Annotated in this window: 15 protein-coding genes; 6 read left to right on the forward strand and 9 right to left on the reverse strand. The window is 62.0% G+C overall.

The window, feature by feature from the left end:
- Nucleotides 1-5: 5 nt before the first annotated feature.
- On the reverse strand, nt 6-911 hold the full coding sequence (rsmI, locus tag H3H45_RS01130) for a 16S rRNA (cytidine(1402)-2'-O)-methyltransferase (protein ID WP_182831935.1): 906 nt from the start codon (nt 909-911) through the stop codon (nt 6-8).
- A gap of 90 nt (nt 912-1,001) precedes the next feature.
- Between rsmI and H3H45_RS01135 the strand changes: the two genes are divergently transcribed.
- From H3H45_RS01135 to H3H45_RS01150, 4 genes are all read left to right on the forward strand, one after another.
- Complete coding sequence (locus H3H45_RS01135; RefSeq protein ID WP_182831936.1) at nt 1,002-2,816, forward strand: penicillin-binding protein activator; 1,815 nt, start codon at nt 1,002-1,004, stop codon at nt 2,814-2,816.
- A complete protein-coding gene (locus tag H3H45_RS01140; RefSeq protein ID WP_182833096.1) occupies nt 2,812-3,162 on the forward strand; it encodes a YraN family protein in 351 nt (116 codons plus the stop codon). The genes H3H45_RS01135 and H3H45_RS01140 overlap by 5 nt, the downstream gene beginning before the upstream one ends.
- Before the next feature lie 155 nt (nt 3,163-3,317).
- Entirely contained in the window at nt 3,318-3,911 is a 594-nt protein-coding gene (locus H3H45_RS01145; protein ID WP_160082403.1) for a phosphoheptose isomerase, read from the forward strand.
- Nucleotides 3,908-4,441, forward strand: coding sequence for a BON domain-containing protein (locus H3H45_RS01150; protein ID WP_182831937.1), 534 nt, complete (start codon nt 3,908-3,910; stop codon nt 4,439-4,441). The genes H3H45_RS01145 and H3H45_RS01150 overlap by 4 nt, the downstream gene beginning before the upstream one ends.
- A gap of 82 nt (nt 4,442-4,523) precedes the next feature.
- Here the strand turns inward: H3H45_RS01150 and H3H45_RS01155 are convergent, their stop codons facing one another.
- The 7 genes from H3H45_RS01155 to rplM all read right to left on the reverse strand — a co-directional run bounded on the left by H3H45_RS01155 (nt 4,524) and on the right by rplM (nt 9,332).
- Nucleotides 4,524-4,937 carry a ClpXP protease specificity-enhancing factor gene (locus H3H45_RS01155; protein WP_182833097.1) on the reverse strand — a complete coding sequence of 138 codons (414 nt, stop codon included), beginning with the start codon at nt 4,935-4,937 and terminating at the stop codon, nt 4,524-4,526.
- Between the two features lie 18 nt (nt 4,938-4,955).
- The gene (locus tag H3H45_RS01160; protein WP_173209300.1) at nt 4,956-5,573 is read right to left on the reverse strand and encodes a glutathione S-transferase N-terminal domain-containing protein; all 618 of its coding nucleotides are present in this window, start codon (nt 5,571-5,573) and stop codon (nt 4,956-4,958) included.
- Nucleotides 5,574-5,663: 90 nt separating this feature from the next.
- Nucleotides 5,664-6,443 carry a cytochrome c1 gene (locus H3H45_RS01165; RefSeq protein ID WP_182831938.1) on the reverse strand — a complete coding sequence of 260 codons (780 nt, stop codon included), beginning with the start codon at nt 6,441-6,443 and terminating at the stop codon, nt 5,664-5,666.
- The gene (locus tag H3H45_RS01170; RefSeq protein WP_182833098.1) at nt 6,443-7,654 is read right to left on the reverse strand and encodes a cytochrome b; all 1,212 of its coding nucleotides are present in this window, start codon (nt 7,652-7,654) and stop codon (nt 6,443-6,445) included. Before H3H45_RS01170 ends, H3H45_RS01165 begins: the two co-directional genes overlap by 1 nt.
- Nucleotides 7,654-8,247, reverse strand: a complete 594-nt coding sequence (petA, locus tag H3H45_RS01175) for a ubiquinol-cytochrome c reductase iron-sulfur subunit (protein WP_182831939.1) — start codon at nt 8,245-8,247, stop codon at nt 7,654-7,656. Before petA ends, H3H45_RS01170 begins: the two co-directional genes overlap by 1 nt.
- Before the next feature lie 249 nt (nt 8,248-8,496).
- Nucleotides 8,497-8,889 carry a 30S ribosomal protein S9 gene (gene rpsI / locus H3H45_RS01180; protein ID WP_173209306.1) on the reverse strand — a complete coding sequence of 131 codons (393 nt, stop codon included), beginning with the start codon at nt 8,887-8,889 and terminating at the stop codon, nt 8,497-8,499.
- A 14-nt stretch (nt 8,890-8,903) separates the two neighbouring features.
- Nucleotides 8,904-9,332 carry a 50S ribosomal protein L13 gene (gene rplM, locus H3H45_RS01185; protein ID WP_016490991.1) on the reverse strand — a complete coding sequence of 143 codons (429 nt, stop codon included), beginning with the start codon at nt 9,330-9,332 and terminating at the stop codon, nt 8,904-8,906.
- A gap of 277 nt (nt 9,333-9,609) precedes the next feature.
- Between rplM and H3H45_RS01190 the strand changes: the two genes are divergently transcribed.
- Nucleotides 9,610-10,647 (forward strand): NADP(H)-dependent aldo-keto reductase, encoded by a 1,038-nt coding sequence (locus H3H45_RS01190; RefSeq protein ID WP_182831940.1) that lies wholly within the window; start codon nt 9,610-9,612, stop codon nt 10,645-10,647.
- A 57-nt stretch (nt 10,648-10,704) separates the two neighbouring features.
- On the opposite strand, the gene H3H45_RS01195 is transcribed toward H3H45_RS01190, so the two are convergent.
- On the reverse strand, nt 10,705-11,841 hold the full coding sequence (locus H3H45_RS01195) for an acyl-CoA dehydrogenase family protein (RefSeq protein ID WP_182831941.1): 1,137 nt from the start codon (nt 11,839-11,841) through the stop codon (nt 10,705-10,707).
- 141 nt (nt 11,842-11,982) lie between these two features.
- Here H3H45_RS01195 and H3H45_RS01200 point away from each other — a divergent pair, with 141 nt between their 5' ends.
- Nucleotides 11,983-12,978: a GlxA family transcriptional regulator gene (locus H3H45_RS01200; RefSeq protein WP_407926665.1), complete on the forward strand. Its 996-nt coding sequence runs from the start codon at nt 11,983-11,985 to the stop codon at nt 12,976-12,978.
- Nucleotides 12,979-13,010: the final 32 nt, after the last annotated feature.

Here is a 13,010-nt window from a genome sequence, read left to right on the forward strand (position 1 = left end):
CAAGCTCAGGCGTCCTTTTGCCGCTCAAGGGCTACCTGATAGAGCAGATTCTTGCGCACCCCGGTGATGTCCGCCGCCAGCGCCGCCGCGCGCTTGAGTGGCATTTCGCCGAGCAGCAGATCAAGCACCCGCAGCGCTTCGCCACTGATCGCCTCGTCGCCTTCGGGCGCCTGCCAGCCCGCCACCAGCACCACGCACTCGCCGCGCTGCTGGTTGCTATCGGCCGCCACCCAGTCGTGCAACTCGCCCAGCGGCAAGCCCTTGAGGGTCTCGAAAGTTTTGGTCAATTCACGCCCCAACACGGCCGGCCGATCACTGCCGAACACCTCGCGCATGTCGGCCAGGCACTCGAGAATGCGATGGGGCGCCTCGTAGAAGATCAGCGTGCGCGAGTCCTCGGCCACCTGCTGCAGGCGCGCCTGGCGCCCGACGGTCTTGGCCGGCAGAAAGCCCTCGAAACTGAAGCGATCAGACGGCAGGCCAGCCGCCGACAACGCCGCGATCAGCGCGCAGGCCCCCGGCACCGGCACCACCCGCACCCCCGCCGCGCGCGCCTGGCGCACCAGATGAAAACCGGGATCGGAGATCAGCGGCGTACCCGCATCGGAAATCAGCGCGACATCCTCACCAGCCAGCAAGCGCGTAAGGAAGCGCCCGCCTTCGTCACGCTCGTTGTGTTCATGGCAGGCCGCCAGTGGGGTGGCGATGCCGAAATGCTGCAGCAGACGCATGGAGTGGCGCGTGTCCTCGGCCGCAATCAGTGCCACCTCGCGCAGGATGCGCAAGGCACGGGCACTGATGTCATCCAGGTTGCCGATCGGGGTGGCAACCACGTAAAGCGTGCCGGTGGCGGTGACAGATACAGCGGAAACGCTCACGGGCGGCCCTCGATGACAGCGGAAAGCGCGCATTGTAGCCCGTTTCGCCGCTTCGACATCGCACCCGCTGCGGGCCTTGGGTACAATCGCGCACTCATTTGATCAAGTACCAGGAATGTTTAGATGATCGCCCGCCTGCGCCCGCTTTCCGCCCTCTGCCTCGCCGGCCTGCTGGCCGCCTGTGCCAGCACGCCGTCGTCCAATCTGGGCGAGCTGCCGCGCACCCCGCAAGCCAGCATCGAGCAATTGCTGCAGCAAGCCGGTGCGGCCAGCACCCCGGAAGAAGGCGCCCTGCTGCGCCTGTCCGCCGCCGACCAGGCCTACCAGCAGAAAGACCTGGGCCGCGCCACGCGCATCCTCGACGAGATTGCCCTGGACAGCCTGAAGCCGGCCCAGCAGATCTTCGCCAGCACCCTCGCTGCCGAACTGGCGATGACCCGCAACAAGCCGAAGAGCGCACTCAAGGCCCTCGCCCACCCGAGCCTGGAGCGCCTGGGCGAACTGCCGGTCGAGCAGCAGGTACGCACCCAACTGGTCCGCGCCAGCGCCCTGCAGGCCGACGGCCAGACCCTCGCCGCCGCCCGCGAGCGCGTGTTCATCGCCCCGCTGCTCAACGGCGCGAGCGCCAGCGCCAACCACGAAGCGATCTGGACCCTGGTCGCCAGCCTGCCGCAGAGCCAGCTGCAATCCTCCGGCGACAGCGACCTGGATGGCTGGTTGAGCCTGTCCCTGGCCACCAAGAACGCCGGCACCCCGGACCAGCAACTGGCCGCCATCGATGCCTGGCGCCAGCAGCACCCGCAACACCCTGCGGCGCAACAACTGCCCCAGGGCCTGGACAAGCTGAAGAGCCTGGCCGGACAGCCCTTGCAGAAAGTAGCCCTGCTGTTGCCCCAGGAAGGCCAGCTGGCATCAGTCGCCCGAGCCCTGCGTGACGGTTTCATGGCCGCGCACTACCAGGCCCAGCAGGCCGGACAGAACCCACCCGAAGTCATGCTCTATGACAGCTCGCGCCTGGCCTCGCTGGATGACTTCTACCGCCAGGCCCAGGCCGACGGTGCGCAACTGGTGATCGGCCCACTGGAGAAGCCACTGGTCAAGCAACTCAGCGAACGTCCGCAGCTGCCTATCACCACCCTAGCCCTGAACTACAGCGATGCCGGCAGCGAAGCACCGGCGCAACTGTTCCAGTTCGGTCTGGCCGCCGAAGACGAGGCCCGCGAAGTAGCCCGCCGCGCCTGGGCAGACGGAATGCGCCGCGCCGTGGCCCTGGTACCCAGCGGCGAATGGGGTAACCGCGTCCTCAGCGCCTTCCAGCAGAGCTGGCAAGAAGCAGGCGGCACCCTGATCGCCGCCGAGCACGTCGACCAACCGGTGGAACTGGCGCAGCAGATCGCCGACCTGTTCCAGCTGCGTGAAAGCGAAGCCCGCGCCAAGCGCCTGCAGAACACCCTCGGCGGCGCCGTCGCCGCGGTGCCGGCACGCCGCCAGGACGTCGACTTCATCTTCCTCGCCGCCACCCCGCAGCAGGCCCAGCAGATCAAGCCGACCCTGGCCTTCCAGTACGCCGGCGATGTGCCGGTATACGCCACCTCGCACCTCTACACTGGCGGCAGCAACCCGGCCCAGTACCAGGACCTGGAAGGCATCCGCTTCTGCGAAACCCCCTGGCTGCTGGATGCCAATGACCCGCTGCGCCAGCAGGTCGATGGTCAATGGCCGCAAGCTGCCGGCAGCCTCGGCCGCCTGTACGCCATGGGCGTCGACGCCTACCGCCTGGCGCCGCGCCTGAGCCAGCTGCAGGCCATGCCGGACAGCCAGGTCGAGGGCCTGTCCGGCAACCTGCGCCTGAGCACCGCCCAGCGCATCGAGCGCCAGTTGCCGTGGGCCGAGTTCCGCAACGGCCAGGTCCAGCGCCTGCCGGACAGCAGCAATTAAGCCGACAGGTGAAACCGGGCGCGCCGCCGAAATCCAGGCGTGCGAGCACCTGCAGCAACAGGGCCTGCGCCTCCTGGCGCAGAACTGGCTGTGTCGTGGCGGCGAGCTCGATCTGGTCATGCTCGACGGCGATACAGTAGTATTCGTCGAAGTACGCTACCGTCGGCATGTGGCGTGGGGCGGCGCTCTGGAGAGCATCGACGGGCGCAAGCAGCAACGCCTGATCCTCACTGCGCAGCAGTTCCTGCAAAAGGAAAGCCGCTGGGCCAAGCATCCTTGCCGCTTCGACGTGGTAGCCCTTAGCCCCACCCGGCTGGACTGGCTGAAGAACGCTTTTGAAACGTGAATAAGCCCGACCAACTCTTTCTAGTCGACCCGCACACGGCAAGTCAGGTAAAAAGCCGGACATCAGGCCAGATGCGAGTCATTATAATTCGCCCGACTCGTGGCACTCCCTCACCGTAGAGGCTGAATCAGCCCGCACACTGAAGGTCTTATCCGATGGACATGCAATCCCGAATTCGTCAGATGTTCCAGGCCAGCATAGACACCAAGCAGCAGGCCATGGAAGTGCTGGTTCCGTTCATCGAGCACGGCAGCCAGGTGATGGTCAACGCACTGCTCAACGAGGGCAAGATTCTCAGCTGCGGCAACGGCGGCTCCGCTGGCGACGCCCAGCACTTCTCCTCCGAACTGCTCAACCGCTTCGAACGCGAGCGCCCGAGCCTGCCGGCTATCGCCCTGACCACCGACAGCTCGACGATCACCTCGATCGCCAACGACTACAGCTACAACGAAGTCTTCTCTAAGCAGATCCGCGCCCTCGGTCAGCCGGGTGACGTGCTGCTGGCGATTTCCACCAGCGGCAACTCGGCCAACGTGATTCAAGCGATCCAGGCCGCACATGATCGCGAAATGGTGGTCGTAGCCCTGACCGGCCGCGATGGCGGCGGCATGGCCTCGCTGCTGCTGCCGGAGGATGTGGAAATTCGCGTGCCTTCCAAGGTCACCGCACGCATTCAGGAAGTACACCTGCTGGCCATCCACTGCCTGTGCGACCTGATCGACCGCCAACTGTTCGGGAGTGAAGAATGACCCGCAATCCGCTGATCCTTGCCACCCTCGCCCTCAGCCTGCTGCTGGGCGCCTGCAGCAACCGCAGCATCGGCAACAAGATCGACGACCAGTTCCTCGGACCCAATGTCAGCTCGGCCGTATCGCGCGCCCACCCAAACCTGAGCAGCCCGACCTCGCACGTCGTGGTGACCAGCTACAACGGCGTGATCCTGCTGGCTGGGCAGACTCCAAGCACAGAACTCAAGGAGAAGGCCGCGCAGGCCGCGCGCAACGTTCAGGGCGTGACCAAGGTGCACAATGAACTGCAGATCCTCAAGCCGACCTCGGCCCTGGTACGCAGCAACGACGCCTTGATGACCTCGAAGATCAAGACCCTGATGCTGGCCGACAGCACAGTGCCCAGCACCAAGGTCAAGGTGATCACTGAAAACGGTATCGTCTACCTGATGGGCCTGGTAACTCGCGCCGAAGGCGCCAGCGCTACCAACGTAGTGGCTGGGGTAGCCGGGGTGCAGAAAGTCATCAAACTGTTCCAGTACACCAACTGACGGCATCAGCCGCAGATACAAAAAGGGCGCCAATGGCGCCCTTTTTGTTAGTACCTAGAACAGCTGCTAACAGCTGCCGGGGCTACTTGACCACTTTCAGGCTGGGCCGGCCACTCGGACGCGGTGGCTCATCGCCCGACGGACCATCGTCATCCGGCCCCTCTTCGCCCTCATCTTCATCGACCGGCGGCTCGAGCTCGAAGACCATGCCCTGCCCGTTTTCCCGCGCATAGATGGCTAGCATGGCGCCTGCCGGCACGAACAGCGAATGCGCCACACCGCCGAAACGCCCTTCGAAGCTGATCGACTCGTTATCCATGTGCAGGTTGCGCACAGCGCTGGGCGATACGTTAAGCACGATCTGCCCATCACTGGCAAAGCCAGGCGGGACGCGCACACCGGGAAACTCGGCATTCACCAGCAGGTGCGGCGTGCAATCGTTGTCGACGATCCACTCGTAGAGAGCTCGCACCAGGTAGGGACGGCTGGAATTCATCACGGACGACCTCCTGTATTAGCGCATGTCGCGTTCGGCGCCGGACAGGCTGGCCTTGAAGCCCTCACGAGCGAACTGGCGCTCCATGTAGTCCAGCAACGGCTTGGCCGGTTTCGGCAGCTCGATACCCAGCAGCGGCAAGCGCCACAGAATGGGCAGCAAACAACAATCTACCAGACTCAATTCTTCACTCAGAAAAAACGGCTTATCGGCAAACAGCGGGGAAACCCCGGTCAGGCTCTCGCGCAATTCCTTGCGCGCCTGCACACGAGCCGGCTCCTTGCTACGCGAGTCGAGGATCAGGTCGACCAGCTTGCACCAGTCGCGCTGAATGCGATGGATCAGCAGGCGGCTGTTGGCCCGGGCAACCGGATAGACCGGCAACAGTGGCGGGTGCGGGTAACGCTCATCCAGATATTCCATGACCACGGTCGACTCGTACAACGCCAGGTCACGATCAACCAGGGTCGGTACGCTGCCGTAGGGGTTTACCTCAGCCAGATTCGGCGGGCAACGGCCAGGCGCAACATCGATGATCTCGGCACTCACGCCCTTCTCGGCCAGCACCAGGCGCACGCGATGGGAGTAGTGATCGGTGGGGTCGGAATAGCAGGCCAACTTATTCGGTGCGGCCATGATGCCCCTCCTTAAAAAACCAGATTGCAGAAACAGAAAAACGCACGCGCCCATTATGGGCGCGTGCGTCTACAGCGGTAACGCGAGGGATCAGTGCACGTCCTTCCAGTATTCGCGCTTGAGCAGATAGGCAAATACGAAGAAGAAGGCCAGATAGAGCAGCACGTAGGTGCCGATACGCTGGCTTTCGAGCTTGATCGGGTTGGCCGAGTAAGCCAGGAAAGTCACCAGGTTATGGATCTTCTCATCGAACTCGGCTTCGCTCAGCTTGCCGGTCTTCGGCACGATGGTCAGCTGATCACAGGCTTCATGGGTGATCGGAGCACCGGTCAGCGGATCGAACTGTTTCTTGCCATCCTCGACCACTTGAACCTGCTTGCAACCGACGACCTGACGACCCTGCAGGCCGACCAGCACGTTAGGCATGCCGACGTTCGGGAAGACCTTGTTGTTCACCCCATAAGGACGAGTCGGATCTTCGTAGAACGTACGCAGATAGGTATACAGCCAGTCTGTACCACGCACACGAGCGACCAGGGTCAGGTCAGGCGGTGCAGCACCGAACCAGGTCTTGGCATCACTCGGCTGCATGCCGATCTTCATGTGGTCGCCGATCTTGGCGCCAGTGAAGACCAGATTTTCCATCATCAGCTCGTGCGGGATGCCGAGATCATCGGCAACACGCTCGTAACGCTGGAACTTGGCGCTATGGCAACCCATGCAGTAGTTGGCAAACGTACGCGCGCCATCCTGCAGGGCAGCCTTGTCGGTCAGGTCGATGTCGACCTTGTCCAGTTCAACTTCCGCGCCGGCGCCGAAAGCGATGGCTGGCAGAGCAGCAATAACAAATGCAGCAAATAGCTTTTTCATCAGCCAGTCACCCTTTCCGGAACCGGTTTAGTCTTCTCCATCCGGGTGTAGAACGGCATCAGGATGAAGTAGGCGAAGTACAGCGCGGTGCAGATCTGCGACAGCAGGGTACGGCCCGGAGTCGGCGCCAGCACGCCCAGCACGCCCAGGATCACGAAGGACACGCAGAACACCAGCAGCCAGATCTTGCTCAGCCAGCCCTTGTAGCGCATCGATTTGACCGGGCTACGGTCCAGCCACGGCAGGACGAACAGCACGGCAATCGCAGCGCCCATGGCGATGACGCCGAGCAGCTTGTCCGGAACCGCACGCAGGATCGCGTAGAACGGGGTGAAGTACCAAACCGGGGCGATGTGCGCCGGGGTCTTCAGGGCGTTGGCCTCCTCGAAGTTGGGCTTCTCAAGGAAATAACCGCCCATTTCCGGGAAGAAGAACACCACAGCACAGAAGACAAACAGGAAGACTACTACGCCGACAATGTCTTTCACGGTGTAGTAGGGATGGAACGCGATACCGTCGAGCGGAATACCGTTCTCGTCCTTCTTCTTCTTGATGTCGACGCCATCCGGGTTGTTCGAACCCACTTCGTGCAGTGCCAGGATGTGCAGCACCACCAGACCCAGCAGGACGATCGGCAGGGCGATCACATGCAAGGCAAAGAAGCGGTTCAGGGTAATCCCGGAGATCAGGTAGTCACCGCGGATCCACTGGGTCAGATCATCACCGATCACCGGAATGGCGCCGAACAGCGAGATGATCACCTGGGCACCCCAGTAGGACATCTGGCCCCACGGCAGCAGGTAACCCATGAAGGCTTCAGCCATCAGGCACAGGTAGATCAGCATGCCAAAGATCCACACCAGCTCACGCGGCTTCTGATAGGAGCCGTAGAGCAGACCGCGGAACATGTGCAGGTAGACCACCACGAAGAACGCCGAAGCGCCGGTCGAGTGCAGGTAGCGAATCAGCCAACCGAACTCCACGTCACGCATGATGTATTCGACGGAAGCAAAGGCTTCTTCGGCAGAAGGCGTGAAGCTCATGGTCAGCCAGATACCGGTAAGGATCTGATTAACCAGCACCAGCAGCGCCAGGGAGCCGAAGAAATAGAAGAAGTTGAAGTTCTTCGGTGCGTAGTACTTGGACAGATGGTCTTCCCACATCTTGGTCGCGGGGAAGCGTGCATCGACCCATTCCATGAATTTACTCATCATGCCTTCTCCTGGTCCACGCCGACGATGATGACGTCATCCGACTCGTACGTGTACGGCGGCACCGGCAGGTTCAAGGGGGCGGGCTGTGCCTTGTAGACACGACCAGCGAGATCATAACGGGAACCGTGGCAAGGGCAGAAATAGCCGCCTACCCAGTCAGCACCCAGGTCAGCCGGGGCCACTTCCGGACGGAAGGAAGGCGCGCAACCCAGGTGCGTACACAGTCCGACCAGAACCAGAATCTCCGGCTTGATCGAGCGGGTCTTCTTGTCCACGTACTCTGGCTGCACGGAAGCAGCAGACTCAGGGTCAGCCACGCTACCTTCGAGCTTGCCCAGGTTGGCCAGGATCTCTTCGGTACGGCGCACGATGAACACCGGCTGGCCACGCCATTCGGCAACCATCTGCTGGCCGGCTTCGACCTTGCTGATATTCACTTTCACCGGTGCACCAGCGGCCTTGGCCTTGGCACTGGGGAACCATGACCCCACGAACGGAGTCGCAGCACCCACCGCTCCCGCAGCACCCACCACAGAGGTGGCCGCTACCAGGAAGCGACGCCGGCCTGCATTCACGCCGTCATTGCTCATTCAGTCGTCTCCCATCAGCTTTGTGGCCTGTGGTCAGGCCTCTACTAGGTAAATATCTAGCCGCACAAAATTTGCCGAATGGTAAAGAAAAGCCCCTTTTCTGACAAGGTAATTACCGGATACAAATTGCTCCGAAGCCTTGTCCGACGCGGCATTCACCAATGCGGCACGTTGTCGCAGGGTAAACAGGCGCCCATAAAAAACGCCCAGCTCCGTAAGGAAACTGGGCGCTTTTGAACGTAGCAGCGATTAACGCTTGGAGTACTGCGGACGCTTACGCGCTTTACGCAGACCCACTTTCTTACGCTCAACTTCACGAGCATCGCGGGTAACGAAGCCGGCCTTGCGCAGGGCAGGACGCAGAGTTTCGTCGTAATCCATCAGGGCACGGGTGATGCCGTGACGGATTGCACCAGCTTGACCGCTGACACCACCACCGAGAACGGTGACGTAAATGTCGAACTTCTCAGTGGTCTCGGTCAGCTCCAGCGGCTGACGCACGACCATGCGAGCGGTTTCGCGACCGAAGAAGTTATCCAGGGTGCGGTTGTTGATGGAGATCTTGCCAGTACCCGCACGCAGGAAGACGCGTGCAGTTGCAGTCTTGCGACGGCCAGTGCCGTAATTTTGAGTCGCCGACATAATGAACTATTCCGTTAAATCTTCAGTTCTTGGGGCTGCTGAGCGGTGTGCGGGTGAACAGCACCCTTATACACCTTCAGCTTGCGGTACATGTCGCGACCCAGCGGGTTTTTCGGCAGCATGCCCTTGACCGCGGTCTCGATCACGCGCTCGGGGGCTTTGGCAATCAGCTTCTCGAAGTTGATTTCCTTGATGCCACCCGGGAAACCGGAGTGCGAGTAGTACATTTTGTCGGTGGTCTTGGCACCGGTCACACGCACCTGCTCGGCATTGATCACGACGATGTAGTCGCCGGTATCAACGTGCGGGGTGTATTCCGGCTTGTGCTTGCCACGCAGACGGCTTGCAATTTCAGTAGCCAGACGACCCAGGGTCTGACCAGCAGCGTCGACGACATACCAGTCGCGCTTAACAGTTTCCGGTTTTGCAGTAAAAGTCTTCATTCGCTATAGCCTCAGGGGCCGCCCTGAAAATAAGACGGCGGATCTTACTGAATAGTGCTTGCTTTGACAAGTCAAAGACGGCCGGAAAACAGACGCTATCGGGGGCTCGGGTCAGCGCGTCCGCTACGGCGGGGGTTTCGGCGGGCTAGGCATCCCCACCTTCTTTCTCAAACAGGCTAGGCATCCCCGCTGAGAAAGCCGCGGAATTATGCCGATTGCTGCAAAAATAGCAACCTGCTTTATGCTCAGTGCTTTCGCCACAGCCAAGGAGCAGCGCATGGAATATCGTCAACTGGGCCGCAGTGACCTCAACGTCAGCGCACTGTGCCTGGGCAGCATGACCTGGGGCGAGCAGAACAACGAGGCCGACGCCTTCGCCCAGATCGATCGCGCCAACGCCGCCGGAATCAATTTCATCGATACGGCCGAGATGTACCCGGTACCGCCGCGCGGCGAGACCTACGGCGCCACCGAACGGATCATCGGTAACTATTTCAAGGCGCGTGGCAATCGTGGCGACTGGATCATCGCCAGCAAGATCGCCGGCCCCGGCAACGGCATCGACTACATCCGCGACGGCCAGCTCAAGCACAACCGTGCCCACATCGTCGCCGCCCTCGACGCCAGCCTGCGGCGCCTGCAAACCGACTGGATCGACCTGTACCAGCTGCACTGGCCGGAACGCAGCACCAATTACTTCGGCCAACTCGGCTACCGCCACCAGGAGCAGGATTTCACCCCCCTGCAGGAAACCCTGGAACTGCTTGGCGAACAGGTCAGGGCCGGAAAGATCCGTCATATCGGCCTGTCCAACGAAACGCCCTGGGGCACCATGCAGTACCTGCAGCTGGCCGACCGCCTCGGCCTGCCGCGCATGGTCTCGGTGCAGAATCCCTACAACCTGCTCAATCGCAGCTTCGAAGTCGGCATGGCGGAAGTGGCGATGCGCGAGCAGTGCGGCCTGCTGGCCTATTCACCACTGGCGTTCGGCATGTTGTCCGGCAAATACGACAACGGCGCCCGCCCGACCAACGGCCGCATCACCCTGTTCAGCCGCTTCACCCGCTACACCAACCCGCAAGCCCAGGCTGCCTGTGCCCGCTACGTGCACCTGGCGCGCAAGCACGCGCTCAATCCGGCGCAGATGGCCCTGGCCTTCGTCACCGCACAGCCCTTCGTCACCAGCAACATCATCGGCGCCACCAGCCTGGAGCAGCTGGAGTGCAACCTACGCAGCGTCGATGTGAAGCTGAGCCCTGAGGTACTGGCAGGGATCGAAGCGATCCAGCGCGAGCAGCCCAACCCCGCCCCCTGACATAGCCACCCAAGAAAAAGCCCGGCATCAGCCGGGCTTTTTTCTGTCAGCGCAGACTCAGAGTGCGCGACTGATGATTTCCTTCATGATCTCGTTGGTGCCGGCATAGATGCGCTGCACCCGCGAGTCGGCCCAGGCGCGGGCAATCGGGTACTCCAGCATGTAGCCGTAACCACCGTGCAGCTGCACGCACTCGTCGATCACCTTGCACTGCAGATCGGTGCTCCAGTACTTGAGCATCGCCGCAGTCGGCACATCCAGTTTGCCCTGCAGGTGCAGCTCCAGGCAGCGGTCGACGAATACGCGGCCAATCTGGATCTCGGTGGCCATCTCGGCCAGCTTGAAGCGGGTGTTCTGGAAATCTGCCACCGGACGGCCAAACGCCTTGCGCTCGCGGGTGTAGTCCTTGGTCCACTCAAGCGCAGCCTCGGCCGAGGTGATGGCCAGCAGCCCCACAGTCAGGCGCTCCTGCGGCAGCTCCTGCATCAGGTAGACGAAGCCCATGCCCTCCTTGCCCAGCAGGTTTTCCTTGGGTACGCGCACGTCCTGGAAGAACAGCTCGGAGGTGTCCTGAGCCTTCATGCCGACCTTCTCCAGACGCTTGCCCTTGGCGAAGCCTGGGGTATTGGCCTCGACCAGGAACAGGCTGATGCCCTTCGCACCGGCCTTGGCGTCGGTCTTGGCCACCACTATCACCAGATCGGCGAGGAAGCCGTTGGTGATGAAGGTCTTCGAGCCGTTGATCACGTACTCGTCGCCATCTAACACCGCAGTGGTCTTCACCCCTTGCAGGTCGGAGCCGGTGCCCGGCTCGGTCATGGCGATGGCCGTGACCAGCTCACCGCTGACCAGCTTGGGCAGGTACTTATGCTTCTGCTCCTCGGTACCGTAATGCAGGATGTACGGCGCAACGATGTCCGAATGCAGGGAGAAGCCGACGCCGGACAGCCCCAGGCGTGACTGCTCCTCGATCACCACGGCGCTGTAGAGGAAGTCGGCACTCATGCCGCCGTATTCTTCCGGAATGTGCGAGCAGAGCATGCCGGCCTCGCCGGCCTTGTTCCACAGGGCGCGGTCGATATGGCCATCCTTCTCCCACTGGGCGTGAAAGGGCACCGCCTCCTGCTCGAAGAATTTGCGCACGGACTCGCGAAATTGCTCGTGCTCGTGACTGAACAGGGTTCTTGGAATCATTGTTACACCTGCATCTGAGTGGTCATTGAGTGAGCACCACTCTAGGCCAGGCCCGAAGGACTAGACACTGGACACATGCGACAAAAAATAAGACGATCCAGCCACTGAATGACCGTTTCACCACCAATAAGAACAATTGCCATGCCTGCGACAACCGCCTTGACCCGCATCTGCATCCTCGCCACCGAAGGTGTGTTCGCCGCCACGCTGATGCAGGCGCGCGACTTCTTCCATATGGCCGGCCTGCGCTACAGCAAGCAGCAAGGCCTGGACCAGGCGACCAACTTCCAGATCCGCGTGGTCAGCCCGGACGGCCAGGACGTGACAAGCTTCAGCCAGGCCAATATCCAAGTGGATGGAGCGCTGGAATCCGCCGACGTGATCATCCTGCCGGCCTTCTGGGGCGACTTCGACGCGCTGCGCCAGCGCTACCCGCAGATCATTGCCTGGCTGCGCGAACAGCATGCCGCTGGCGCTGCCCTGTGCGGCGAAGCCACCGGGGTGTTCTGGATGGCCGAGGCCGGCCTGCTCGACGGCAAGGAGGCGACCACCTACTGGCGCTTCTTCCGCGAGTTCGCCGAGCGCTTCCCCAAGGTTCTGCTCAACCAGGAAAAGCACCTGTCGGATGCCGACAACCTCTACTGCGCCGGCGGCGTCACTTCGGCCTGCGACATGTATATCTACCTGATCGAACGCTACTGCGGCGCGTCCATCGCCCAGGGCGTGGCCCGCGACATCCTCTACGAGACCCAGCGCAGCTACAGCCCAGGGCGCATCGGCTTCGGCGGGCAGAAGCTGCACCAGGACGTGGCCATCCTGCAGGTGCAGCAGTGGCTGGAAGAGCATTTCGCCGAGAAATTCCGCATCGAGGACGTGGCCCGCGAGCACGGCATGAGCATCCGCAACTTTATGCGCAGATTCCAAAGCGCAACGGGCGACAAGCCACTGCACTACCTGCAGCGCCTGCGCATCGAGACGGCCAAGAGCCTGCTCAGCTCCACGCGCAAGAGCATCAAGACCATCAGCTACGAAGTCGGCTATGACGACGCCAGCTTCTTCGCCCGCCTGTTCCGCCAGCACGCCGAGCTGTCGCCCAACCAGTATCGCCGGCAGTTCCTGCACAAGGATGGCGCCTGAGAACCTGCCTAGGACCTGCTACGCGTCGGCGA

It is taken from the genome of Aquipseudomonas guryensis (assembly GCF_014164785.1).
GTDB classification, from domain to species: Bacteria; Pseudomonadota; Gammaproteobacteria; order Pseudomonadales; family Pseudomonadaceae; genus Aquipseudomonas; species Aquipseudomonas guryensis.